Raw genomic sequence first — 25,090 nt, 5'->3', positions numbered from 1 at the left:
CACGGACCGAAAGATCTGTGGCGTTTTCATTCCAGCAGGCTGTCCACCGCTTCGAAGCGGCGCAGCCAGGTTACGCAGCAGCGATCGCTTCACGCGCCGAAGCCAGCGCGGCACCGGCAGCGTCCGGGCCCATGTTCAGGCCTTCAGCGTAGATGAAGTTCACGTCGGTCATGCCGAGGAAGCCGAGGAAGCTCTTCAGGTACGGCGTCTGGCTGTCGTTCGGCGTGCCCACGTACTTGCCGCCGCGTGCCGACACGACGTAGACCTTCTTGCCCTTCACGAGACCTTCCGGACCATTCGCCGTGTACGCGAACGTGATACCAGCACGGGCGATGAAGTCGAAGTACGTCTTCAGTTGCGACGAGATGCCGAAGTTGTACATCGGCGCGCCGATCACGACGATGTCGGCGGCTTGCAGTTCGGCGATCAGCGCTTCGCTGCGCGCGGCGATCGCGGCTTGTTCGGCGGTGCGTTGGTCGGCCGGCGTGAAGAACGCGCCGAGGACGGCGTCGTCCAGGTGGGGCAGCGGTTCAGCTTGCAGATTACGGACGACGACTTGCGCGCCCGGATTCGATTGTTGCAGCTTGGCGGTCAGTTCGTTGACGAGCAGCGTCGAGTTTGCGCCTTGCGAACGGGCTGCCGAATTGATTTGCAGGATCGTGGTCATGGTTGACTCCAGTTGGGGGCGCGCAGTGTTGCGCGAATGGAGCCATTGTGGTTTTTTGCCGCACCCGGAACAAGCCATCCGGCGGCGACGGATTGTTGCACTGGTAGAACAATCCGCCCGTCCGGGCCGTCCATTGAAGACGGCCCGGACGACGATCAGCTAGCCAGCCAGCGTTCACGCGCCTTGCGCGCAGCGGGCCGCTTGTCGCTGGCGGTGAGCTTGTAGCGTGCCACCTCAGGCCCGTCCAGCTTGACTTGCGTGGTGCGCAGTTCGTCGCGGCGGAACGCGTGTACCTCGACTTTCGCGCCCGGCTGATAGCGCGCGAGCAGCCCGTCAAGATTCGAGCCGGTCACGCGCAGGCCGTCGAGCGCGATCAGCACGTCGCCGGCCGAGAGTCCCGCTTTTTGCGCGGCGCTGCCGTCATGAACCGCCGTCAACGTGCAATCCGCGCCGCCGCGCACACGCGCGCCGAGCGACGGCTTGCCATTTTTGTCCAATTCGGGCGCGATGTCGACACCGAACGGCGCGAGCAGCGTGTCGAGCGGCAGATCGCGCGTGCCGTGCACGGCTTCGGCAAACAGCTCGGCCAGTTTCGCGCCGGTTGCTTCCGCGAAAAGCGCCTCGATCTCGCTTTCGTCGACGCCGACCGGTTTGCCACGATAAAAATCACGGCCGAAGCGCTGCCACAGCAAACGCATCACGTCGTCGAGCGATTTGCGGTTATTGGTTTGCGCGCGGATCGTCAGATCGAACGCGAGCGCCACCAGCGAGCCCTTGGTGTAATAGCTGACGATCGCGTTCGGCGCATTCTCGTCCTGCCGGTAGTACTTGACCCACGCGTCGAACGAGCTTTCGGCGACGGTCTGCTTGAGACGCCCGCTGCCGCGCTGCACGCCGCCGATCACCTTGCCGAGCATGCCGAAATAGTCGTCCTGCGAAATCAGCCCGCTACGCACGAGGATCAGGTCGTCGTAGTAAGAGGTGAAGCCCTCGAACAGCCACAGCAGCGACGTGTAGTTTTCGACGCTCAGATCGTACGGCGCGAACACCGCCGGCTTGATGCGCTTCACGTTCCAGGTGTGGAAATATTCGTGGCTGCACAGGCCGAGGTAGGTTCGATAGCCTTCGGTGAGCGCCTCGCGGCCTTCCACGGGTAGATCGCCGCGATTGCAGATCAGCGCGGTCGAAGCACGGTGTTCGAGGCCGCCATAACCATCGGTAACGGCTTGGGTCATGAACACGTAGCGATCCACCGGCGCCTTCTTCGACTTCGGCTCGAACAACGCGATCTGCGCTTCGCAAATGCGCTTCAGGTCGGCGGACAGACGCGCCATGTCGAGCCCGACCACGCGCCCGGCGATCACGATGTCGTGCGGCACGCCATGCGCCTTGAACGTTGTCAGTGCGAATTCGCCGAGCGTGACCGGATGATCGATCAGCTCGTCGTAGTTCTGCGCGCGATACTCGCCGAAGCCATAACGCTTCGTACCACGCGCTTCCGGCAACGCGGTTGCGACACGCCAGTTGCGATACGCCGCGCCCTCGGGCTTCTGAATATCGACCACGCACTGCGCCTCTTCGTGACCGAGCGGTGAGAGAAACACGCTCGTGCCGTTGAAAAAGCCCGTCGTATCGTCGAGATGCGCCGCGCGCACCGACAGATCCCACGCATAGACCTCGTAACGCAGCGTCAGCGCGCCCTTGACCGGCGCAGCTCGCCACGTGTGCTTGTCGGTCTTTTCGACACGCACCTTGCGGCCTGCGTCGTTGAAAGCGCGCAGCGTCACGATGTTGCGCGCGAACTCGCGCACCATGTAGCTGCCCGGAATCCACACCGGCAGCATGAAAAGCTGACCGGCCGGATCCGGATCGGCAACGGTCACGGTGACTTCGAAAAGGTGGGCGGCGGGTTGCTTGGGAACGATGGTGTAGCGGATCGGCTTCATCGGCGGCAATTTAGAAGAGCTCAGGCGGGGTGTTCGGCTTGATGTGAAAGGAGGCGCACGACGCGCCTCCTTTGCTTGCTTTGTTGTGCGTACTCAGTGCACCGCGGACATTTCCTTGTCCAGCCGGTCAGCCGGCACGGCGCCGGGCAGACGGCGGCCGTCGGCGAGAAACACCGTGGGCGTGCCGTCGACGTTCATGGCGTGGCCGAGCGCCAGGTTCTTATCGATCGCGGCGGTGTCGCAGGTGCCGGCGGCGGTGGGTGCCTGGTGATCCTGCATCCACGATTCCCAGGCCTTCGCGCGATCCGTCGAGCACCAGATCGACTTCGACTTGGCAGTCGAATCCGGCGACAGCACCGGGTACAGGAAGGTGTAGACCGTCACATTGTCGATCGACTTGAGCGACGTTTCGAGCTGCTTGCAGTACGGGCAGTTCGGATCGGAGAACACGGCGATCTTGCGCGCGCCGTTGCCCTTCACGACCTTCACCGCGTTGCCAAACGGCAGGCTCGCGAAATCGATACGGTTGGTTTCCGACAGGCGCGCTTCGGTCAGATTCTTGCGGGTCTTGGCGTCGACCATGTCGCCGAGCAACAGGTAGTCGCCATTCGCGTCGCTATAGACGATCTGCGTGCCGAGGTTCACTTCGTACAGGCCGGCAATCGGCGACTTCGTCACGCTCTTGATCGACACGTCGGCAAGACGCGTTTGCAGCGTGGCTTTGAGCTTGTCGGTGGTCTGGTCGGCCTGCGCGGAGCAGCCGATCGTGACGGCGGCGATGGCAAGCACGGCGGCTGCCATGCGGAAAGTTTTTTTCATGCTGAATTCCTGGTTCAAACGCGCAATGCGCGCAGTGCTCGTTTCCTGACGTTTCCGGTCTGACTGGAACGGCGTCCATCCGTTCATGATACCTGTCTCGCCGGCCGCGGCATGCCCGGCCGGATGCTTCAACCCAGCGCAGCCGACACCAGCCAGCGCTTGATGAACGGCTGTGCCCCAACAAACGCCATGCCGGTGTTGCGCAAAACCTTGGCAATCGGACCGGGGACGGAGAAGAGTTTTTGCAGGCCGTCGGTGGCGATCATCAGCGCGCGGATGTCCTCGCGGCGGGAGCGTTCGTAGCGGCGCAGCAGCACCATGTCGCCGAGATCGCGGAACGATTCCTTGCCGGCGACGGTGTCGGCGAGTGCCGCGACGTCGCGCAAGCCGAGGTTCATGCCCTGCCCGGCCAACGGATGAATCAGGTGCGCGGCGTCGCCGACCAGCGCGACGCGCGGCGCCACCAGCCGGTCGACCGTTTGCAGCGCGAGCGGGAAGCCTTGCGCGGGCGTCACGCAATCGAGCGCGCCGAACTGGCCGCCGGTCACGCGTTCCACTTCAGCGGCGAGTTGCGCCGGATCGAGCGCGACCAGCTGCTCCGCGTGGTCGGTGCGCGCCGACCAGACCAGCGAGACGTGACCGTCCGGCATGGGCAGCAGCGCGATGATCTCGCCGTCCTTGAACCATTGGTACGCGGTTTCGCTGTGCGGTTTTTCCGCCTTGAAATTAGCGACCACGCCGGTTTGCTTGTAGTCGCGCCGGACCATTTTCGAGCCGATTTGCGCGCGCACCCATGAATGCGCGCCGTCCGCGCCGACCACCAGATCGACGTCGAGTACATTGCCGTTGGCGAGGCCGACGCTGGCGCTGTCAGTGGTGAAGTCGAGCGCCTGAGCGCGCGTGTCGATCCAGGTGAGATTCGGCTGGAAGCGCAGCGCCGCATCCAGCGCACGCTCGATCACCGACGATTCGACGATCCACGCCAGTTGCGGCACCGAAGCCTGGAACGCGGAAAAATGCAGTTCGGCGTGCGCGTCGCCGTAGACGCGCATGTCGTACACCGGCCCAAGCCGCGCCAGATCGAGCGCCTGCCACACTCGCAACCGCTCCAGCAAAGCCTGCGAGCTCGACGACAGCGCGTAGACCCGCGAATCGAAGGCGGCGCCGGCGGGCAGCGCCGCGCAAGGTTGCGCGAGCAGCGCGACGCGCAGTCCGCCTTGCGTCAGCGCCAGCGCCGCGGTCTTGCCGACGAGCCCTCCGCCGATCACGGCGGCATCAAAGGTCTGGTGGTGTGCATTCATCCGCGCATTATAGCCGTGGGGGTTGCGGGGGACGGATCGATGCACGCGGCGTTTGCGCCCGCGTTTGAGCCCGAACAACCGGGGCGACGTTCATAGGTGGCCGCCCGCCGCCAGCGCCGCGTTCGCTTCGCGCAGCCGCGTGAATTCGCGCTCGGAAGACAGGAGCCGCCACGCGCTCGCCTCGAGGTCGCCCTTGCGCTCCCGCTGATCGCCGCGCACGGCACAGTCAGGGAAGATGCGGTCGTACACGCGCCAGAGTGAATCGAAGTCGTTGGCATCGGCGAATTGCGCGATCTGTTTTTTATCGTCCAGCGTTAAGTGGCTTGAGAGGCAGTTGACCGTCTGCCGGTCGGAGTTCGCCTGAGCGTCGTCGAAGTTCGGCGACACCCATGACGCAATCGCGCTACCCACCGCGACGACGGCCGCACCCGTGAAGACCCACCGTATTGTTCTCATTTTTTCCTCGGATTCGAGCTCTAGCGGCCCTGAACTGGCGATTCTACTGTGCGTCCGAGAAAACCTTACCTGAACCTTGCAGTCGCGGGCCGAGCGGCGAGCACCGCTTTCCCGCGGCCGCACCGGTGAGCCGATCCGAACGGGTTACAATTGCGCTTTCCGTGAAAACTCGCACCCGGTCGTCGAGCAACGCCCCGATCCGGTGTCTTGTCCCGCTCCGCTGCACTGGTCCGCCACGCCACCCGCGAAGGCTTCTCGAATCCTGCACACAGCGTCGAGCGCATCACGCAACTTACTGTTTCACTGAAGGATTTCCATGAGCCTCAAATGCGGCATCGTCGGCCTGCCTAACGTCGGCAAGTCCACCCTGTTCAATGCGCTGACCAAGGCGGGCATTGCCGCCGAAAACTATCCGTTCTGCACGATCGAGCCGAATGTCGGCATCGTCGAGGTGCCGGACGCACGTCTGAAGGCGCTCGCTGAAATCGTCAAGCCGGAGCGCATCCTGCCGGCCGTGGTGGAATTCGTCGACATCGCCGGTCTCGTGGCCGGCGCAAGCAAGGGCGAAGGTCTGGGCAACCAGTTTCTCGCCAACATCCGCGAAACCGATGCGATCACGCACGTGGTGCGCTGCTTCGAAGACGAGAACGTGATTCACGTCGCGAACAAGATCGATCCGCTGTCGGATATCGAAGTAATCAACACCGAACTGGCGCTGGCCGACCTCGCGACGGTCGAGAAGGCGCTGGCGCGCTATTCGAAGGCGGCCAAGTCGGGTAACGACAAGGAAGCCATCAAGAACGCCGCGGTGTTGGAGAAGGTGCGCGCGCAGCTCGACCAGGCCAAGCCGGTCCGCGCGCTCGACCTGTCGGACGAAGAAAAGGCCACGCTCAAGCCGTTCTGCCTGATCACCGCCAAGCCGACCATGTACGTGGCCAACGTGAAGGAAGACGGCTTCGAGAACAACCCGCATCTGGACGCAGTCGCGAAGCACGCGGCGGCGGAAAATGCGCCGGTCGTCGCCGTATGTGCGGCGATCGAAGCGGAAATCGCCGACCTCGACGAAGCCGACATGGAAGTGTTCCTCGCCGACATGGGCATGGAAGAACCGGGCCTGAACCGCGTGATCCGCGCCGGCTTCAAGCTGCTGGGTCTGCAAACGTATTTCACGGCCGGCGTGAAGGAAGTGCGCGCGTGGACGATCCATATCGGCGATACGGCGCCGCAGGCCGCGGGCGCGATTCACACGGACTTCGAGCGTGGCTTCATTCGCGCGCAGACGATCGCGTACAACGACTACATCACTTACAAGGGTGAGCAAGGCGCGAAGGAAGCCGGCAAGATGCGCGCGGAAGGCAAGGAATACGTCGTGCATGATGGCGACGTGATGAACTTCCTGTTCAACGTCTGAGCTTCGGCATGCGGCGACGGGTGCAAATCTGAACGCCGCCACCCGCAGCAAGTGGCTTCAAGAGAGCCCGCTTTTCAAAGCGGGCTTTTTTATTGGCCACTGCTTGCCCTGGAACGCGCACAACGCAACGGCAACGCTATACCGCCCCTGATGGCCGCCATTTTCGCCGGCGAATCCGCGAGCACCGCATCGATGCCGAGGCACGCCGCCATGCGGTAATCGTCCGCCTCGTTCACGGCAATCGCGACGATCCGCACGCCCGGCTTCTGCCGGAAACAAGCGACCGTTGCCGGCGTCCACAGTGTAGCCTGCACGTCCGAGCGCCCCTCCCCGAGCGTGAACTTCTCCACCACCGTCAGCGCGCGATGCAACTCGAACGCGGTCATGGTGCGTTCGGCCGGCGCATCCACGCAGCCCTGATTCAGCAGGACTCGCACGAGACGCCCACGCGTCGCATCGCGCGATTCGAACAGTCTGGCTTGCGGATATGCGGCAAAGCTTCGTTGATAATCTGCTTCGGTCGAATAGATCGACACACGCTGCCACGCGTTTTCTTCATCGAGCACTCGCACGACGGCTTGCGTCTGCGGGCCGGCGGGCAGCGCTTTCATATCGAGGATGACTGGCATGGTCGCAGGCACGGCATGCAGCGCCTCGCGCAGCGTCGGAATTCCCACAGGACGATCGCGGTACGGATACGCCTCTGCGCGGCGGAAATTCCAGCCGGCATTGACGCGGGCGAGCTCAGCCGCGGTATAGGTGGACACCGGCCCTTTCGCGTCGGTCAACGCCGACAGATCGGCCGGCCGATACAAAACCGGCACGCCGTCCTTGCTTAACTGTACGGTCAGCCACATCGAGTCGGCATGATGCTCGACCGACAAATGGATCGCTTCAAGCGTGTTCTCTGGCGCGTCGCCGGTGCCGCCGCGATGCGCGATGATCGCCGGCAACGAATTCACCTGCGTGACGGCATCGGTATTCATTGCGGGCGTGAGCGAACAACCGGCCAGAACGAGGCCTGCCATCCAGCTACCTGCCGTCAACCGCACTGAAGAACTCAGCATCTGCAATCCTGATCAATACGCACCGTGACGTAACGTACACGAATCCACCAGCGCGACTCAACCTCACGTTCATCATGCGCGTCGCGCAAACGGCCGCGTGCAGCAGACAAGGCCGCGCCCCGGAATCACGCAGTTCTTCGCCTCCCACCTCCGCTTGTTTCCGTTTCGTGACACCAGTGTTAAATTGCGGCATTCGGCGTCCGCTAAAAAATGCGGCACGCCGCCCGGCCACCGTCGCCGGACTGTCATCGAACACAAATAGAATCGCGCGATTCGCATCTGCGCCCGTTTCGCCAAGGAGACAAATCGATGAGTTTCAAGCCGCTAATCCGTTCGCTTTCCCTTGCCGCCGTATTGAGCGTCGGCCTCAGCCAGGCGGCTCATGCCGCGACTGAGATCCAGTTCTGGCACGGCATGGAAGCCGCGCTGGGCGAACGGCTGAACGACATCGCCAATGCGTTCAACGCATCGCAAACCGACTACAAGATCGTGCCGGTCTTCAAAGGCACCTACGATCAGACGCTCGCCGCCGGCATCGCCGCGTATCGCAGCGGCAATGCGCCCGCCATTCTGCAGGTCTACGAAGTCGGCACCGCCACGATGATGCAGGCGAAGAAGGCGGTGATCCCCGTCTCGGAAGTGTTCAAGCAAGCCGGCGTGCCGCTCGATGAGAAGGCCTTCGTGCCGACCATCGCCAGCTATTACAGCGACGCCAAAACCGGCGAGCTGATCTCGATGCCGTTCAACAGCTCGACGCCGGTGCTGTACTACAACAAAGAGGCGTTCAAGAAAGCCGGCCTCGACCCGAACCAGCCGCCGAAAACCTGGGCCGAGTTGCAGACCGATGCGCAGAAGCTCAAGGCGTCGGGCATGGCCTGCGGCTACTCGTCGGGCTGGCAGAGCTGGATTCAGCTCGAAAACTACAGCGCGTGGCACGGTGCGCCGTTCGCATCGAAGAACAATGGCTTCGACGGCCCGGACGCGCAACTGGAATTCAACAAGCCGCTGCAGGTCGCGCATATCCAGTTCCTGCAGAACATGCAGAAGGACGGCACCTTCACCTACGTCGGCCGCAAGGACGAACCGGTGTCGAAATTCTATAGCGGCGACTGCGGCATCATCACCAACTCGTCGGGATCGCTCGCCACGATCAAGAAGTACGCGAAGTTCAACTTCGGCACCGGCATGATGCCGTACGATGCGAGCGTGAAGGGCGCGCCGCAGAACGCGATCATCGGCGGAGCAAGCCTGTGGGTGCTGTCGGGCAAGGATCCGGCCGTCTATAAGGGCGTGGCGAAATTCCTTTCGTACCTGTCGTCGGCGCCAGTTGCCGCGAAGTGGCATCAGGACACCGGCTATCTGCCGGTCACCACCGCCGCTTATCAACTGACGCAGCAGCAAGGCTTCTACGACAAGAATCCGGGCAGCGACACCGCCATCAAACAGATGCTCAACAAGCCGCCGCTGCCGTACACCAAGGGCTTGCGTCTGGGCAACATGCCGCAGATTCGCACGATCATCGACGAAGAACTCGAACAGGTCTGGGCACAGAAGAAGACGCCGCAACAGGCGCTCGACGCCTCGGTCTCGCGTGGCGATGAACTGCTGCGCCGCTTCGAGAAAGCCGGCAACTAAGCCGTCGCCGGCAGGGTTCGATGCGCTCGTACCGAACCCTTAGTTGCAGCAACATCTTGGAAATCATCGATGGAAAAGCGCTCCAGCTTCGGCACCAGTCTGCTGCCCTACCTGCTCGTCGCGCCGCAACTCGCGATCACGCTGCTGTTTTTTCTGTGGCCCGCCGGTGAGGCGCTCTGGCAATCCACGCAAAGCCAGGATGCGTTCGGCACGTCGAGCGAGTTTGTCGGCCTCGCCAATTTCAAGCAGCTCTTCGTCGATCCGCTCTACCTCTCGTCGTTCTATACGACGCTGATCTTCTGCGTGCTGGTCACCGTGTCGGGACTCGTGATCTCGCTGCTGCTCGCGGTCTGCGCCGATCGCGTGACGCGCGGCGCCAGGACTTATCAGACGCTTCTGATCTGGCCGTACGCGGTTGCGCCCGCGATCGCGGCGGTGTTGTGGTCGTTCCTGTTCAATCCGAGCATCGGCCTCGTCACCTATGCGCTGGCCAAATACGGCATCGTGTGGAATCACGCGCTGAACGCGGGCCAGGCGATGTTCCTCGTGGTGCTCGCCTCCGTCTGGAAACAGGTCAGCTATAACTTTCTGTTCTTCTACGCGGGCTTGCAGGCAATTCCGCGCTCGCTGATCGAAGCGGCGGCGATCGATGGCGCCGGTCCGGTGCGGCGCTTTTTCGGTATTGCACTGCCGCTCCTGTCGCCGACCAGCTTCTTCCTGCTGGTGATCAACATCACCTACGCGTTCTTCGACACCTTCCCGGTGATCGACGCCGCTACCGGCGGCGGTCCCGCGCAAGCAACCCGCACGCTGATCTACAAGATCTTCGCCGAAGGCTTTCAGGGGCTCGACATCGGCAGTTCCGGCGCGCAGTCGGTGATTCTGATGGTGATCGTGGTTGCGTTGACGGTCGTGCAATTCCGCTTCATCGAACGCAGGGTTCAATACTCATGATCGAGAACCGCCGCGGTTTCGACCTCTTCTGCCACGCGGTGCTGATTCTCGGCGTCATGCTGGTGGTGTTTCCGGTGTACGTCGCGTTTTGCGCGGCGACCATGAGCGAGCACGAAGTGTTCAGCGTGCCGCTTTCGCTGGTGCCGAGTACGCATCTGCTCGAAAACATCGCGACCGTCTGGTCGCAAGGCAGCGGCAACGCGGCGGCGCCGTTCGGCCGCATGCTGTTCAACAGCCTCGTGATGGCGCTGGTGATTTCGATCGGCAAGATCGCGGTCTCGATGATCTCCGCCTACGCGATCGTGTTCTTCCGTTTTCCGTTTCGCAACCTCGCCTTCTGGCTGATCTTCATCACGCTGATGCTGCCGGTCGAAGTGCGGATCTTCCCGACCGTGCAAGTCGTGTCGTCGATGCATCTGAGCAATACGTATAGCGGTTTGACGTTGCCGCTGATCGCCTCGGCCACCGCGACGTTCCTGTTCCGCCAGTTCTTCATGACGCTGCCGGACGAATTGATGGAAGCGGCGCGCATCGACGGCGCCGGCGCCATGCGGTTCTTCTGGGACGTCGTCTTGCCGCTGTCGAAGACGAACATGGCGGCTCTGTTCGTGATCACGTTCATTTACGGCTGGAATCAATACTTGTGGCCGATTCTGATCACGAGCCAGCAATCGCTGACCACGGCGGTGGTCGGCATCAAAAGCATGATCGCGTCGGGCGACACCGCCACCGAATGGCATCTGGTGATGACCGCGACGCTGCTCGCGATGCTGCCGCCGCTCGCAGTCGTGCTGACGATGCAGCGCTGGTTCGTGCGCGGACTCGTGGACGCGGAGAAGTAAGCCGCACCACTTAAGCGAGTTTTTTCCCGGTATCGAAAAAAATAGACAACACCGCGCGATCCGCGGCACGCAACGAAAGGCTAAAACGGCATGGCTGCACTGACTCTGCAAGGCGTTAAAAAAACCTACGACGGCAAACAGTTCGTGCTGCACGGCATCGATGTGGACGTATCCGACGGCGAGTTCGTCGTGATGGTCGGCCCGTCGGGTTGCGGCAAATCGACCTTGCTGAGGATGGTGGCGGGGCTCGAACGCATCTCGGAAGGCAGCATTTCGATCGCCGGCAAAGTGGTCAACCAGCTTGAGCCGAAGGATCGCAACATCGCGATGGTGTTCCAGAACTACGCGCTGTATCCGCACATGAGCGTCGCCGAAAACATGGGCTACGCGCTGAAGATCGCGGGCGTGGACCGCGCGCAGATTGCGAAGCGCGTGGACGCCGCCGCGCAGATTCTCGAACTCGAAGCGCTGCTGCAACGCAAGCCGCGCGAGCTGTCCGGCGGCCAACGACAACGCGTCGCGATGGGCCGCGCGATCGTGCGCGAGCCGGCCGTGTTTCTGTTCGACGAACCGTTGTCGAATCTCGATGCACGTCTGCGCGTGCAGATGCGGCTCGAAATCCAGCGCCTGCATGCGCGGCTCGCCACGACGAGTCTGTACGTGACGCACGATCAGATCGAAGCGATGACATTGGCGCAACGCGTGATCGTGATGAACAAGGGGCATGCCGAGCAGATCGGTGCGCCGACCGAGGTGTATGAACGGCCTGCGACGGTATTCGTCGCAAGTTTCATCGGTTCGCCGGGGATGAATCTGCTGGAAGGCCGCGTGTCCGACGACGGCGCGTTTTTCGAAGTGGCCGGCAATGGCCCGAAGCTGCCGCTGACCGACGTCGCGTCGATCGGGCGGGAAGTCGCCAAGGGACGCGAATGGACGCTCGGCATTCGTCCGGAACACATGAGCCCCGGCCAGGCAGATGCGCCTCACGCGACGCTCACCGTCGATTCCTGCGAGTTGCTCGGCGCGGACAACCTGGCGCACGGCCGCTGGGGCAAGCACGACGTGACGGTGCGCTTGCCGCACGCGCATCGGCCCGCGGCGGGTGACGCGCTGCAGGTGGCGCTGCCCGCGCGGCATCTGCATTTCTTCGATCCGGCGAGCGGACGGCGCGCGAATTGAAGGCCGTCAACGCGCGTCGGAAGTCAGAACGACAAGCGCAAGAAAAACAATGACAGGCACGATCCGCAAGACCCTGCGTTCGTGCGCGGCAGTCGCCGCAGCGCTGCTGTTCAGTGCATCGTCCGCGTTCGCTTATGTAGCGCCAGGCACCACGCCCGACGAAGCGAACCTCAGCAATCACAACAGCTATACCAATCGCGACGGCAATACCGTGCACGCGCCGGCCCGCTCGTTATCCGGCAAGGCACCCGCAGGCGCGACAGCGCGTTGCAGCGACGGCACCTACAGTTTCAGCCGGCATCGCAGCGGCACCTGTTCGCGGCATGGCGGCGTGGCGGATTGGCTTTGAACATCTGAACGGGCCCTGGCCGAACGGACAGCCACTGCCGTGCCGCGCCTCCGCCGAAGTACAATGCCACCTGAACCACCCGCCCGCGCGCGGGGCGTCGCGAAGTTCGACGCCGCGCTTCACGCCGCGCCGGCCGGCGCCGGGTGCTCTGCCCGGCCATAACACCGATTACCCATCCACCCACGACCGCCCGCCCCCACGCGGCCGGCGTCGTCAACGTCTATTGCAAGCAAATGGCCCAATACGTCTTCACCATGAACCGGGTCGGCAAGATCGTGCCGCCCAAGCGCCAAATCCTGAAAGACATCTCGTTGTCGTTTTTTCCCGGCGCGAAGATCGGCCTGCTCGGCCTGAACGGCTCGGGCAAGTCGACGCTGATCCGCATCATGGCCGGTGTGGACAAAGACATCGAAGGCGAAGCCACGCCGATGCCGAACCTGAACATCGGCTATCTGCCGCAGGAACCGCAACTCGATCCGAACAAGACGGTGCGTGAAGCGGTCGAGGAAGGTCTCGGCGATGTCTTCGGCGCGCAAAAGAAACTGGACGAAATTTACGCGGCCTACGCGGAACCTGACGCCGACTTCGACGCGCTCGCCGCCGAACAGGCGAAGTACGAAGCGATCCTCGCCACCACCGACGGCAGCGCTGAGCAGCAAATCGAAATCGCCGCCGACGCGCTGCGCCTGCCCGCCTGGGACGCGAAGATCGAACATCTGTCGGGCGGCGAAAAGCGCCGCGTCGCGCTGTGCAAACTGCTGCTCGAAAAGCCGGACATGCTGCTGCTCGATGAGCCGACCAACCACCTGGACGCGGAATCGGTCGACTGGCTCGAGCAGTTCCTCACGCGCTTCCCGGGCACCGTCGTCGCCGTGACCCACGATCGCTACTTCCTGGATAACGCCGCCGAGTGGATTCTCGAACTCGACCGCGGCCACGGCATTCCGTGGAAGGGTAACTACAGCAGCTGGCTCGACCAGAAGGAAGAGCGCCTGAAGCAGGAAGAGTCGTCGGAGTCGGCGCGTCAGAAGGCGATCAAGAAGGAACTGGAATGGGTGCGCCAGAACCCGAAGGGCCGCCAGGCCAAGTCGAAGGCGCGTATCGCCCGCTTCGAGGAACTGAATAGCCAGGACTACCAGAAGCGCAACGAAACCTCGGAAATCTTCATCCCGGTCGGCGATCGTCTGGGCAATGAAGTGATCGAGTTCAAGAATGTCAGCAAGTCGTATGGCGACCGTTTGCTGCTCGACGACGTCAGCTTCAAGATTCCGGCGGGCGCGATCGTCGGCATCATCGGGCCTAACGGCGCCGGTAAATCCACGCTGTTCCGCATGCTGACCGGGCGCGAACAGCCGGACTCGGGCGAGATCGTGCAAGGCCCGACCGTCAAGCTCGCGTACGTGGACCAAAGCCGCGACGCGCTGGATGGCTCGAAGACCGTGTTCGAGGAAATTTCCGGCGGCGCCGACGTGCTGACGGTCGGCAAGTACGAAACACCGTCGCGTGCCTATATTGGCCGCTTCAACTTCAAGGGCGGCGATCAGCAGAAGATCGTCGGCAATCTGTCGGGCGGTGAGCGCGGCCGGCTGCATCTGGCCAAGACGCTGATCGCGGGCGGCAACGTCCTGCTGCTGGACGAACCGTCGAACGATCTCGACGTCGAAACGCTGCGCGCGCTCGAAGACGCCTTGCTCGAGTTCGCCGGCTCGGTGCTGGTGATCTCGCACGATCGCTGGTTCCTCGACCGGATCGCCACGCACATCCTGGCGTTCGAAGGCGATTCGCAAATCACGTTCTTCGACGGTAATTACCAGGAATACGAAGCGGACAAGCGCGCGCGTCTGGGTGAAGAAGCTGCGCGTCCGAAGCGTCTGCGTTACAAGCCGATCGCGCGATAAGTTCGGATCGGGCGGCCTGCGCGTCAGATTGATTGACGCGTGCGCCGCCTCGATGGCCGTGTCTCAGGTGGTCGAACGGCGTCACTTGGCGGCGCAAACCTAGCTCGTGGCGCAACCACGCCCGGGCGTCAACCGTATGAGCTGCAGGGCACACGCATTGCGTGGCATGGCGTGTTACACGTCATCGCGGCGGGATGCGTGTGTTTCGCGTTCCGCCTTGAACAAACACGTACACGTCCAAGTGCGCCCACCCGGCGTGCGCATAAGCCGATCACTGCCACACCGCGCGGACGCGGTGACGAGGAGGCCAAGCATGGCGATGTCGAAGGGCAAGCGCTGGGCCGTCGCCGTGGGCGGCGTGCTGCTGGTGCTGATCGTCGTCGTGGTCGGCGCCTTGCAGTTCGCGCAACGTGAGGTCAAGGAGCGTGTGATCGCGGCGCTCGGCCCCTTGGGCAGCGCCGAACATATCGAGGTCGGCCTCACTTCGGTTCATCTCACCAACGTTCTTCTCAAAGCGCCGCCCGGTTGGCCCGCCGGCAGTCCGCTCCGGGCGGATGAAATCACCATCACACCCGACATTCGCGATCTGATCGCGCGGCGCATGCATGTTCGCAGCGTGGTCGTGCGCGGCTTCGACATCGCCGTGCTGCGCACGAAGGACGGCGCGATTCGCTTGATGCCGAATCTGCGGGAAACGGTAAATCGATCCGACACCGAAGCCAGCGGCACGGCGGCGTCCATTCCACGCGAAAAGCAGATCGACCACATCAGTTTCGAGCAAGGCAACTTCCATTTCTACGACATGACGGTCGGGCCGCCGGCGTTCAAAGTCACGGTCAGCGATGCCAAAGCGACCGTCGATAATCTGCGCCTGCCTGCGCTCACCGACCCGACCAATGTCGATGTCACGGGCTCGATCAAGGGCCCGGCGCATACGGGCACGGTGTCGTTCACCGGCTGGATCAAGGTCGCCAGCAAGGATTCGCAGACTACGACGAAGCTGCGCGGTGTCGACATCGTGATGCTCGACCCATATCTGATCAAGAAAGCCGGCGCCAAGGCGCAAGTGGCGAGCGGCACGATCGATCTGACGGTCGACTCGACGGTAAGCAACTATCAGTTGCACGCACCCGGCACGCTAACCATGCACAATCTGCAACTCGCCGACAGCGGCAATCCGCTCGACACCTTCATGTCGATTCCCACCAAGGCGGCGGTCGCCGCGCTCAAGTCGCACAACGGCGACATCACGCTGCATTTCGTGCTGGATGGGAATTTGCGCGACCCGAAATTCTCGGTGCAGGAAGGGCTGATGAAGCGCATCGGCAACGGCTTTGCCAAGGCACTCGGCGTGAGCGTCGAGGACGTGGCAAAGGGCGCGGGAGAAACCGTGAAAGGCTTGGGTAACGCGTTGAAAAATCTGCTTGGGCAGTAGGCCGGGGGCAGACGCCTCAGCCTTAAACCGGCAACCCCAGCTCGCGCAGTTTCGCTTCGGTTCGCGCGGCGCTGGTGTGATGCACGCCATGCCAGCCGAGCGCCGTCGCGGCCTCGGCGTTCTTCAGGTTGTCGTCGATGAAGACGAGTTCGGCGGGCTCGATGCCCGGCAATTGCGCCTCGATCCGCTCGCGCATGGCCGCGAAAATGGCCGGATCGGGCTTCACCAGCTTGACTCGCCCCGACACGACGATGTCGCGAAAGCGCCGCAGCACCGGGTAATGCTCCCACGCATAGGGAAAGGTTTCCGCCGACCAGTTGGTCAACCCGAAAAGCGGCACCTCGGCCGCTTCGAGCTTTTCCATGATTGCCACGCCCTCTTCCAGCACGCCGGCCACCATCTCGTGCCAACGTTCGTAGAATGCGCGGATCAGCGCTTCGTGATCGGGAAACCTGGCTGCCAGTTCGGCGGTGGCCTCGACAATCGGCTGGCCGCCATCCTGACGGATCACCCAGTCCATCGAGCAGACGTGGGTCAGAAACCAGCGGCGCTCGGTTTCGTCAGGGATCAGTTCCCGATACAGATACTCGGGACTCCAGTCGATCAGCACACCGCCGAAATCGAACACCACTGCCTTGATGGCCATGCACGCTCCGTCAGCTCGTTCCTGATCGCGGTCAGATGGGTTGCGTGCGCAACTCCAGCCACGCCTTGGCGTCGCCCGACACGTGCGGCGACAGACGCGTGCGCACAGTCTCGTGATACGCGTTCAGCCACGCGCGTTCGTCCTCGCGCAGCAGCGAAAGATCGAGACAACGCGTGTCGATCGGGCACAGCGTCAAGGTCTCGAACTTGAGGAAATCGCCGAATTCGGTTTGACCGGCGGGCACGTTCAGCACGAGATTCTCGATCCGCACGCCCCATTTGCGCGGCCGATAAATGCCCGGTTCGACCGAGGTGATCATGCCCTCTTCCATGGCCGTCCACGGTTCGGCCGGCGCGTAGTGCGAGATCACCTGCGGACCTTCGTGCACGTTCAGGAAGTAGCCCACGCCGTGACCGGTGCCGTGACCATAATCGGCGCCGGCTTCCCAGATCGGCGCGCGGGCGATTGCGTCGAGCATCGGCGAACGGATGCCGCGCGGAAACTGCGCGCGCGACAACGCCATGGTGCCCTTCAGCACGATCGTGAAATCGCGCCGCTGCTCATCGCTCGGCATGCCGATCGGCACCACGCGCGTGATGTCGGTCGTGCCGCTCAGATACTGCGCGCCGGAATCGATCAGCAACAGGCCGTTGCCTTCGATCACCGAATGAGATTCGGCAGTGGCGCGGTAGTGCGGCATCGCGCCGTTCGCGTTGAAGCCGGCGATTGTCGCAAAGCTCAGCGACACGAAGCCGGGACGGCGCGCGCGAGCCGCCGTCAGCCGTTCGTCGATGGTGAGTTCGGTGATTGTCTCGTTGCCCAGCGCGCCTTCGAACCACGCGAAGAATTCCGCCAGCGCCGCGCCGTCCTGTTCCATGGTCTCGCGCACATGCTCGGCTTCCGCCTCGGTCTTGCGCGACTTGAAGAAGGTGGACGGATTGACGGCCTCGACCACCGTGACCGTCGACGGCACCGATTGCAGCGAGCCGAACGTGATGCGGCGCGGGTCGATCAGCAACGTGCTGCCGGCGGGCAGCGCGGCCAGCGCGTCTGCGGCCTTCGCATACGGCTCGACGCTGATGTTGTCATTCGCGAGCGCATCGGCCAGCGCCTGCGGCACCTTGCCATCGGCGACGAACAAAGACGCGTGGTCGACACCGATCAGCGCGTGCGCTACGAACACGGGGTTGTAGCTGACGTCGGCGCCGCGCAGGTTCAGCAGCCACGCGAGATCGTCGAGCGTGGAGATGAAGTGCCACTGCGCGCCTTTCTCCGCCATCGCGCGGCGAATCTGCGCGAGCTTGTCCGACCGGGCGACGCTCGCATGCGGCGCGGCGTGCTCGAACACGGCGGCCGCCGGCAGCGACGGACGCTGCGGCCAGATCGCGTCGAACAGATCGACGTCGGTGCGCAACTGCACGCCGCGTGCGTTGAGCGCCTGGCTCAAGGCACGCGCCGCTGCCACGCCGAGCACGGCGCCGTCCACGCCGACCGTGGCGCCTGCCGGCACGTTCTGAGCGAGCCATTCGAAATGCGGCGCGGTCTGTTGGCCGCCGGTCATCTTCATCAGCTGAACGCCGGTGCCGGCCAGTTGCGCGTTGGCCTGTTCCCAATAGCGGCTGTCTGTCCACACGCCGGCGAAGTCCGCGGTCACGACCAGCGTGCCGGCCGAGCCGGTGAAGCCGGACAGCCACTGCCGGCCTTGCCAGCGGCCGGGCAGATATTCGGACAGATGCGGGTCGGCGGACGGCACCAGGTAGGCGGCGACGCCTTCGCGTGCCATTGCGTTGCGCAAGGTGGCAAGCCGTTCGGGAATGGAGGGAGTTTCGGGGAGTCGGGCATTCATCGGAGTCACCTGCAAATATTCATCGACGGGAAAGCAAGCCGACCGTCACGGCAACGGCGATCAACGCGACGCCGGTGCATACCGGCCATTCGAGCGTATCACCGTCATGGAAGAGACCAATCACGTTGCCGGCCATGTGCGCAACGGCCGCGCCCAGCACGCCGGCCAACAGCGCCACCCACCACCGGGCACGGCTCGCGCGTCGCAGCGGATGCAACCACCAGCCCGCGAGTCCAATCGCCGCCCCCAACACTACAAGGCCGGGCCACCCCATTAACGGCTGGCCTCGCGCAGTTTCGGATTCGTCTCATGGGCGCAAGGGGCCAACACAGCTAGCATTTTTGTCTCATTAACTATAGAAGTTCAGCGCGGCGCTTTCCGCATAGCGGTTGAGTTTAGGGGTCGGGGTGATGTTAGGCAAGCTGTCGCCCTTACGGAAAAGCCTGGTCCCCGGTCGTTGCCACGCTGAAAGCGCGTCATGCGAATCGCCCTTATCGAGCCGGACTTGCGGCATGCTGAACTGGTCGGCCGGCTGGTTTTCGCCGGCGGTCATCTGTGCCAGCACTTCACCGCGAGCGTGCCGTTCCTGGCGCGCGCCGACGAAGAATTCTTCGATCTTCTCATCACGGAAAGCTGGGCCGGCGACCATTCCGCCGAAGACGTCATCCCGCGCGCCCGCACCATCCTGCCGGGCCTGCCGGTGATCGTGCTCATGTCGGCGCCGCGCGAAAGCCAGATTGTCGCCGCGCTTCACGCGGGCGCCGACGACTGCCTGGCCAAACCGGTCCGCGGCCCTGAAATGCTGGCCCGCGTGGACGCGCTGCTGCGCCGCGCCGGCTTGCGGCGGCCGCCTAATCGGCGGCGCGACATCATCGGCGAATATGCGTTCGATGCAGCGCAATTTGCCGTCACATTCCGCAAGCAAACGGTCGCGCTCACGCCCAAGGAGTTCCGCCTTGCGTTGCTGTTGTTCAGCAATCTCTCACGGCCGGTGTCGCGAGCGCATATTCTTGAAAACGTCTGGACGCGGCGGCGCGACGTAAGGTCGCGCACGGTGGACACGCACGCGTCGCGGGTGCGCAGCAAATTGCAGCTTCATCCCGAACACGGCTATTGTCTGACACCGCTTTACGGCTACGGCTATCAACTCGACGCGATCCCGCCGGAAGCCGGCGTAACCGCGGAATAAGCTGCGCACAATGTGAAAATCGTGGAAACGCTATAATATTGGGCTAAACCATAGCTCCCCCAAATGCAGCTTCTAACGATCGGAATCAATCACCACACTGCGCCTGTCGCCTTGCGCGAACGCGTGGCGTTTCCGCTCGAACAGATCAAGCCCGCATTGGACACCTTCAAGAGCGTCTGGTTGGGCCCCTCGGCCCGCACGGCGCCGGAAGCGGCGATTCTGTCCACCTGCAATCGCACCGAACTCTATTGCGCGACCGACGACCAGGCCGCGCGCGAAGCCGCGATCCAGTGGCTCTCCAAGTACCACAACCTGCCGATCGAGGAACTCGCGCCGCACGTCTACGCGCTGCCGCAGTCGGAAGCCGTGCGCCACGCGTTCCGCGTCGCGTCCGGGCTCGATTCGATGGTGCTGGGTGAAACGCAAATCGTCGGACAAATGAAGGATGCGGTGCGTACCGCATCCGAAGCCGGCGCGCTCGGCACGTATTTGAACCAGCTGTTCCAGCGCACCTTCGCGGTGGCGAAGGAAGTGCGCAGCACGACCGAAATCGGCGCGCAGTCAGTTTCCATGGCGGCCGCCGCCGTGCGCCTCGCCCAGCGGATTTTCGACAAAGTCTCGAACCAGCGCGTGCTGTTCATCGGCGCGGGCGAAATGATCGAGCTGTGCGCCACGCATTTCGCAGCACAGCAACCGCGTGAACTTGTTGTCGCGAACCGCACGGCCGAGCGCGGCACGCGTCTTGCCGAGCGCTTCAACGGCCGGGCCATTCCGCTGTCGGAACTGCCCTCGCGCATGCATGAGTTCGACATCATCGTGTCGTGCACGGCGTCCACCTTGCCGATCATCGGCTTGGGCGCAGTCGAGCGGGCTGTCAAAGCGCGCCGCCATCGGCCGATTTTTATGGTCGATCTGGCCGTGCCGCGCGATATCGAACCCGAAGTCGGCAAGCTCGAAGACGTGTTCCTGTACACCGTCGACGACCTCGGCGCGATCGTCCGCGAAGGCAATGCGTCGCGGCAAGCCGCGGTCGCGCAGGCCGAAGCGATTATCGAAACACGTGTGCAGAATTTCATGCAATGGCTGGACGCGCGCAGCATCGTGCCGGTGATCCGCCACATGCACACGCAGGCCGACGTGCTGCGCCGCGCCGAAGTCGAACGCGCGCAGAAAATGCTTGCGCGCGGCGACGACCCCGCCGCCGTGCTCGAAGCGCTGTCGCAGTCGCTTACCAATAAATTGATCCACGGCCCTACGCACGCGCTCAATCGCGCGAGCAGCGAGAACCGTGACACGCTCATCGAACTCATGAGCGGTTTCTACAAACACTCCGGTTCCACGGAGCGTTAGCGGCGCAGCCACCGCCGCGCCGTCCGGGCTACCCGCAAGTGGCCCGCGACGTGCTTGTGACCAGGGCATCCGCCCACTCCCCTAGTCGTCGTCCTTGCCGGAGCCCGCTCCGATACCCGTCCGATGAAAACGAGCATGCAACGCAAGCTCGACCAGCTCACTACCCGGCTGGCCGAACTGAACGATCTGTTGAGCCGCGAGGACATCACCTCGAATCTCGACCAATACCGCAAGCTCACGCGGGAACACGCCGAGCTCGGGCCGGTGGTGGACCACTACGCGCAGTGGCGCCAGGCCATGAACGACGCAACCACCGCGCAGGAATTGCTGGCGGATGTGTCGATGCGCGACTTCGCCGAAGACGAAATTCGCGCCGCCCGCGAGCGCATGGAAAAGCTCGGCGCCGAGTTGCAGAAAATGCTGTTGCCCAAAGACCCGAACGACGACCGCAACATCTTCCTCGAAATCCGCGCTGGAACGGGCGGCGATGAATCCGCGCTGTTCGCGGGCGACCTGCTGCGCATGTACCTGCGCTTTGCCGAACGCAACCGCTGGCAAGTGGAAATGATGTCGGCGAGTGAGTCGGACCTGGGCGGCTACAAGGAAGTGATCGTGCGGATCGCGGGCGAAGCCGCTTATTCGAAGCTCAAGTTCGAGTCTGGCGGCCATCGCGTGCAACGCGTGCCGGCAACCGAAACCCAAGGGCGCATCCACACGTCGGCGTGCACGGTCGCGGTCATGCCGGAAGCGGACGAAATCGGCGAAGTCGAGATCAATCCGGCGGATTTGCGGATCGACACGTTCCGCGCGTCCGGCGCGGGCGGGCAGCACATCAACAAGACCGATTCCGCCGTGCGCGTCACGCACTTGCCGACGGGGATTGTCGTCGAATGTCAGGACGACCGGTCGCAGCACAAGAACAAGGATCGCGCGCTGAAGGTGCTGGCCGCGCGCATCAAAGACAAGCAATCGCACGAGCAGCAGGCGAAGGAAGCCGCCACGCGCAAGAGCCTGATCGGCTCGGGCGACCGCTCCGAGCGGATTCGCACGTACAACTTCCCGCAAGGGCGTCTGACGGATCATCGCATCAACCTGACGCTCTACCGTCTGGACGCGATCATGGACGGCGATCTCGACGAACTGATCGCCGCTCTCGTCAGCGAGCACCAAGCTGAATTGCTGGCCTCGCTGGGCGACGCGGACTGAAGCGCGCATGACTTCGGCTACACCCGCCACGTCCGCCACACCCGCCGCGCTGTTGCGCGCCTCGCCGCTGCCGCCGCTCGAAGCGCGCATCCTGCTCACGCACGTGCTCGGCTGGCGGCCCACGCAACTGATTACGCGCAGCGACGAAGCGCTCGACACCAAGCTCGTCGAGCGTTATCAGACGCTGGAAGCACGGCGCGTAGCCGGTGAACCGGTGGCGCAACTGGTCGGCGCACGGGAATTTTTCGGGCTGGATTTCGAAGTCACGCCACACGTGCTGATTCCGCGCCCTGAAACCGAATTGCTGGTCGACACTGCGCTGTCGGCGCTGGAAAACCTCGTCCGGCCTCGCGTGCTGGATCTCGGCACGGGCACCGGCGCTATTGCCGTCGCGATTGCGTCGATGCGGCCGGATGCGCGAGTCTGGGCGCTAGACCGTTCCGCCGAAGCGCTGGCGGTCGCCACGCGCAACGCCGCCCGCTTGCTCGACGCGCAACGCCCCGGCGGCGCCGTGGTACTGACGCAAAGCGACTGGTACGACACACTCGACGCCACGTTGCGCTTCGACGTGATCGTCAGCAATCCGCCGTATATCGCGAGCGGCGACCCGCATCTGGACGAAGGCGATCTGCGCTTCGAACCGCGCGGCGCACTCACCGACGAAGCCGACGGGCTCAGCGCGATCCGCGCCATCATCGCCGGTGCGCCAACACGGCTCGCCGCCGATGGCGTATTGTGGATCGAGCACGGCTACGATCAGGCCGAAGCCGTGCGCGCGCTGTTGACCGCACAAGGATTCGCGCAAGTCCGCTCGGAGCGCGATCTGGCGGGCATCGAACGGATCAGCGGCGGGCGTCTGGACGGCTGACGCGCATCGCCTAATATCCACAAACGCTGCACGGGCAAAGCGGCGCCCGGCCGGCTGTATCGAAATCCGCTATCATTTCAGCCTATTCCCTACACATAACGGAACCGCAAGGTCAGTCATGGATACGCAACAACGCATCAAGCAAATCGTCGACGAGAACAATGTCGTCCTCTTCATGAAGGGCACCGCTCAGTTCCCGATGTGCGGCTTTTCGGGCCGCGCCATCCAGATTCTGAAGGCGTGCGGCGTCGGCGAGATCAAGACCGTCAACGTGCTCGAAGACGACGAAGTCCGCCAGGGCATCAAGCAGTTCTCGAACTGGCCGACCATTCCGCAGCTGTATGTGAAAGGCGAATTCGTCGGCGGCTCGGACATCATGATGGAAATGTACGAATCGGGCGAACTGCAGCAGCTGTTCGCCGCGGCCTGAGCGGCCTCGGTTCACACGTTTCTCTCCTTAGGCGCCGCGAGCCATGGAAACACGCGCTGCGGCGCCACGCCGGCTGATCGTCGCGATCACCGGCGCGACGGGTGCCATCTACGGCATCCGGATACTCGAAACGCTGCGCCGGTTGGGCGGCGTCGAGAGCCATCTGCTGATTTCGAGCGCCGGCTGGCTCAATATCCAGCATGAACTCCAGTTGAGTAAAGAAGACGTGCATCCGCTCGCGGATGTCGTCCATTCGGTGCGCGACGTCGGTGCGAGCATCGCGTCCGGTTCGTTTGCCACCGACGGCATGATCGTCGCCCCTTGCTCGATGAAGACGCTCGCCAGCGTCGCGCATGGTTTTTCGGACAACCTGATCACGCGCGCCGCCGACGTTACGCTCAAGGAGCGCCGTCGCCTCGTGCTGCTCGTGCGCGAAACGCCGTTCAATCTGGCGCATCTGCGCAATATGACGGCCGTCACTGAAATGGGCGGCGTGATTTTCCCGCCCTTGCCTGCCTTCTACAACCAACCCGCTTCCATCGACGAAATGGTCGATCACACCGTGGCGCGCGTGCTGGATCTGTTTGCGCTCGGACCGGCTTTGTCGCCGGCGTGGGCTGGGCTGCGCGGCACGCAGGAATAGCGCGTCAACTCGGGCGAGCGCTGTCCGTGCACACGCACGGATTCACAACATCCGTGACACAATCAATTCTGTTTCAGCCCGTTTATCAAATTGCGGTGCACCCCTATATTGGTAGCAACCCAATCTCTGTGCCGCGCTCTCGCGGCCGCGTTGCTGCCATGAACCGCTTACCCTCGCTTTTCCTGTCCCACGGCGCACCCACGCTGCCGATCGACCCGTCGTTGCCGTCCGCCGAATTCGGCGTGCTGAGCGCCCAGTTGCCACGTCCGGAGGCCGTGCTGATGCTGTCGGCCCATTGGGGCACGGCGCAGCCGGTGGCGAGCACGTCCACGGCGCCGGAAACCATCCACGACTTCTATGGCTTCCCGCGTCAGTTGTACGAAATTCAGTATCCGGCTCCGGGCGCCCCCGATGTGGCGCGCCGCGCTGCCGCGTTGCTCGGCGAAAGCGGCATCCTCGCGAGTGCCCAGCCGCACGGACTCGATCACGGCGCGTGGGTCCCGATGCTGCTCATGTTTCCGGAGGCCGATATACCGGTCGCCCAGTTGTCGATCCAGCCGCACATGGACGCGGCGCATCACTTTCGCGTCGGCCGGGCGCTGCGGTCGTTGCAAGACGATGGCGTGATGGTGATCGGCTCCGGCCAGATCACGCACAATCTGCGCGCCGCCGATTTCTCCGCACGCCCTGAGGACGCCGATCCACGGGTCGCCGAATTTACCGACTGGTTCGAGGAAAAACTCGCCGCGCACGATATCGACGCGCTGCTCGACTATCGCCGCCAGGCGCCACACGCGGCGCTAATGCATCCCACCGACGAGCATCTGCTGCCGGTATTCGCCGCATTGGGCGCGGCGGACGACGACTATTCGCTGGCTATCCAGTCGCTCGGCACCTACCAGCGCTCGCTCGCAATGACGAACTACGTATTCGGCACAGCCTGACGCAACGTC

General features: G+C 63.5%; 24 protein-coding genes. 15 read left to right on the top strand and 9 right to left on the bottom strand.

What is annotated here, in order from left to right; all coding sequences use genetic code 11:
- Positions 1 to 70 precede the first annotated feature (70 nt).
- The 5 genes from B0G75_RS33005 to B0G75_RS32985 all read right to left on the bottom strand — a co-directional run bounded on the left by B0G75_RS33005 (position 71) and on the right by B0G75_RS32985 (position 5,189).
- Positions 71 to 667: an FMN-dependent NADH-azoreductase gene (locus tag B0G75_RS33005; protein WP_106314133.1), complete on the bottom strand. Its 597-nt coding sequence runs from the start codon at positions 665 to 667 to the stop codon at positions 71 to 73.
- Between the two features lie 155 nt (positions 668 to 822).
- Positions 823 to 2,613 carry a M61 family metallopeptidase gene (locus B0G75_RS33000; RefSeq protein WP_106314132.1) on the bottom strand — a complete coding sequence of 597 codons (1,791 nt, stop codon included), beginning with the start codon at positions 2,611 to 2,613 and terminating at the stop codon, positions 823 to 825.
- Positions 2,614 to 2,706: 93 nt separating this feature from the next.
- On the bottom strand, positions 2,707 to 3,432 hold the full coding sequence (locus B0G75_RS32995; protein ID WP_012434455.1) for a DsbC family protein: 726 nt from the start codon (positions 3,430 to 3,432) through the stop codon (positions 2,707 to 2,709).
- A gap of 128 nt (positions 3,433 to 3,560) precedes the next feature.
- Positions 3,561 to 4,733 carry a UbiH/UbiF family hydroxylase gene (locus B0G75_RS32990; protein ID WP_106314131.1) on the bottom strand — a complete coding sequence of 391 codons (1,173 nt, stop codon included), beginning with the start codon at positions 4,731 to 4,733 and terminating at the stop codon, positions 3,561 to 3,563.
- A 90-nt stretch (positions 4,734 to 4,823) separates the two neighbouring features.
- Positions 4,824 to 5,189 (bottom strand): hypothetical protein, encoded by a 366-nt coding sequence (locus tag B0G75_RS32985; RefSeq protein ID WP_106314130.1) that lies wholly within the window; start codon positions 5,187 to 5,189, stop codon positions 4,824 to 4,826.
- Between the two features lie 316 nt (positions 5,190 to 5,505).
- Between B0G75_RS32985 and ychF the strand changes: the two genes are divergently transcribed.
- The gene (ychF, locus tag B0G75_RS32980; RefSeq protein WP_012434458.1) at positions 5,506 to 6,600 is read left to right on the top strand and encodes a redox-regulated ATPase YchF; all 1,095 of its coding nucleotides are present in this window, start codon (positions 5,506 to 5,508) and stop codon (positions 6,598 to 6,600) included.
- Between the two features lie 89 nt (positions 6,601 to 6,689).
- On the opposite strand, the gene B0G75_RS32975 is transcribed toward ychF, so the two are convergent.
- The gene (locus B0G75_RS32975) at positions 6,690 to 7,586 is read right to left on the bottom strand and encodes a glycerophosphodiester phosphodiesterase family protein (protein ID WP_258194817.1); all 897 of its coding nucleotides are present in this window, start codon (positions 7,584 to 7,586) and stop codon (positions 6,690 to 6,692) included.
- Positions 7,587 to 7,976: 390 nt separating this feature from the next.
- Here B0G75_RS32975 and ugpB point away from each other — a divergent pair, with 390 nt between their 5' ends.
- From ugpB to B0G75_RS32940, 7 genes are all read left to right on the top strand, one after another.
- Positions 7,977 to 9,302, top strand: a complete 1,326-nt coding sequence (gene ugpB / locus B0G75_RS32970; protein WP_106314128.1) for a sn-glycerol-3-phosphate ABC transporter substrate-binding protein UgpB — start codon at positions 7,977 to 7,979, stop codon at positions 9,300 to 9,302.
- 69 nt (positions 9,303 to 9,371) lie between these two features.
- Positions 9,372 to 10,256, top strand: coding sequence for a sn-glycerol-3-phosphate ABC transporter permease UgpA (ugpA, locus tag B0G75_RS32965; RefSeq protein ID WP_106314127.1), 885 nt, complete (start codon positions 9,372 to 9,374; stop codon positions 10,254 to 10,256).
- Positions 10,253 to 11,098 carry a sn-glycerol-3-phosphate ABC transporter permease UgpE gene (gene ugpE / locus B0G75_RS32960; RefSeq protein ID WP_106314126.1) on the top strand — a complete coding sequence of 282 codons (846 nt, stop codon included), beginning with the start codon at positions 10,253 to 10,255 and terminating at the stop codon, positions 11,096 to 11,098. The genes ugpA and ugpE overlap by 4 nt, the downstream gene beginning before the upstream one ends.
- Before the next feature lie 90 nt (positions 11,099 to 11,188).
- The gene (locus B0G75_RS32955) at positions 11,189 to 12,277 is read left to right on the top strand and encodes a sn-glycerol-3-phosphate import ATP-binding protein UgpC (RefSeq protein WP_106314125.1); all 1,089 of its coding nucleotides are present in this window, start codon (positions 11,189 to 11,191) and stop codon (positions 12,275 to 12,277) included.
- Between the two features lie 49 nt (positions 12,278 to 12,326).
- Entirely contained in the window at positions 12,327 to 12,626 is a 300-nt protein-coding gene (locus B0G75_RS32950) for a DUF3761 domain-containing protein (RefSeq protein ID WP_106314124.1), read from the top strand.
- 233 nt (positions 12,627 to 12,859) lie between these two features.
- Positions 12,860 to 14,524 (top strand): energy-dependent translational throttle protein EttA, encoded by a 1,665-nt coding sequence (ettA, locus tag B0G75_RS32945; RefSeq protein WP_012434465.1) that lies wholly within the window; start codon positions 12,860 to 12,862, stop codon positions 14,522 to 14,524.
- A gap of 313 nt (positions 14,525 to 14,837) precedes the next feature.
- The gene (locus tag B0G75_RS32940) at positions 14,838 to 15,959 is read left to right on the top strand and encodes a DUF748 domain-containing protein (protein WP_106314123.1); all 1,122 of its coding nucleotides are present in this window, start codon (positions 14,838 to 14,840) and stop codon (positions 15,957 to 15,959) included.
- A 22-nt stretch (positions 15,960 to 15,981) separates the two neighbouring features.
- On the opposite strand, the gene B0G75_RS32935 is transcribed toward B0G75_RS32940, so the two are convergent.
- The 3 genes from B0G75_RS32935 to B0G75_RS32925 are packed head-to-tail and all read right to left on the bottom strand — an operon-like array spanning position 15,982 to position 18,725.
- Entirely contained in the window at positions 15,982 to 16,605 is a 624-nt protein-coding gene (locus B0G75_RS32935) for an HAD family hydrolase (protein ID WP_106314122.1), read from the bottom strand.
- A 31-nt stretch (positions 16,606 to 16,636) separates the two neighbouring features.
- Entirely contained in the window at positions 16,637 to 18,451 is a 1,815-nt protein-coding gene (locus B0G75_RS32930) for an aminopeptidase P family protein (protein WP_106314121.1), read from the bottom strand.
- A 19-nt stretch (positions 18,452 to 18,470) separates the two neighbouring features.
- Positions 18,471 to 18,725: a hypothetical protein gene (locus tag B0G75_RS32925; RefSeq protein WP_106284224.1), complete on the bottom strand. Its 255-nt coding sequence runs from the start codon at positions 18,723 to 18,725 to the stop codon at positions 18,471 to 18,473.
- A 204-nt stretch (positions 18,726 to 18,929) separates the two neighbouring features.
- Between B0G75_RS32925 and B0G75_RS32920 the strand changes: the two genes are divergently transcribed.
- The 7 genes from B0G75_RS32920 (at position 18,930) to B0G75_RS32890 (ending at position 25,081) form a co-directional block, all read left to right on the top strand.
- The gene (locus B0G75_RS32920; protein ID WP_106314120.1) at positions 18,930 to 19,640 is read left to right on the top strand and encodes a response regulator transcription factor; all 711 of its coding nucleotides are present in this window, start codon (positions 18,930 to 18,932) and stop codon (positions 19,638 to 19,640) included.
- A gap of 63 nt (positions 19,641 to 19,703) precedes the next feature.
- A complete protein-coding gene (gene hemA, locus B0G75_RS32915) occupies positions 19,704 to 20,990 on the top strand; it encodes a glutamyl-tRNA reductase (protein ID WP_106314119.1) in 1,287 nt (428 codons plus the stop codon).
- 123 nt (positions 20,991 to 21,113) lie between these two features.
- On the top strand, positions 21,114 to 22,196 hold the full coding sequence (gene prfA, locus B0G75_RS32910; protein ID WP_106314118.1) for a peptide chain release factor 1: 1,083 nt from the start codon (positions 21,114 to 21,116) through the stop codon (positions 22,194 to 22,196).
- Positions 22,197 to 22,203: 7 nt separating this feature from the next.
- A complete protein-coding gene (gene prmC, locus B0G75_RS32905) occupies positions 22,204 to 23,064 on the top strand; it encodes a peptide chain release factor N(5)-glutamine methyltransferase (protein WP_106314117.1) in 861 nt (286 codons plus the stop codon).
- 118 nt (positions 23,065 to 23,182) lie between these two features.
- Positions 23,183 to 23,494, top strand: coding sequence for a Grx4 family monothiol glutaredoxin (gene grxD / locus B0G75_RS32900; protein ID WP_012434475.1), 312 nt, complete (start codon positions 23,183 to 23,185; stop codon positions 23,492 to 23,494).
- Positions 23,495 to 23,537: 43 nt separating this feature from the next.
- Positions 23,538 to 24,137, top strand: coding sequence for a UbiX family flavin prenyltransferase (locus B0G75_RS32895; RefSeq protein WP_106314116.1), 600 nt, complete (start codon positions 23,538 to 23,540; stop codon positions 24,135 to 24,137).
- Between the two features lie 158 nt (positions 24,138 to 24,295).
- Positions 24,296 to 25,081, top strand: coding sequence for a class III extradiol ring-cleavage dioxygenase (locus tag B0G75_RS32890; protein ID WP_106314115.1), 786 nt, complete (start codon positions 24,296 to 24,298; stop codon positions 25,079 to 25,081).
- The last annotated feature ends 9 nt before the right edge of the window (positions 25,082 to 25,090 follow it).

Origin of the sequence: Paraburkholderia sp. BL18I3N2, assembly GCF_003001875.1 — a bacterium.
In the GTDB taxonomy this organism is placed as follows: domain Bacteria; phylum Pseudomonadota; class Gammaproteobacteria; order Burkholderiales; family Burkholderiaceae; genus Paraburkholderia; species Paraburkholderia phytofirmans.
The sequence above is the reverse complement of the archived record's forward strand: the minus strand, read 5'-3'. Positions and strand labels throughout refer to the sequence as shown.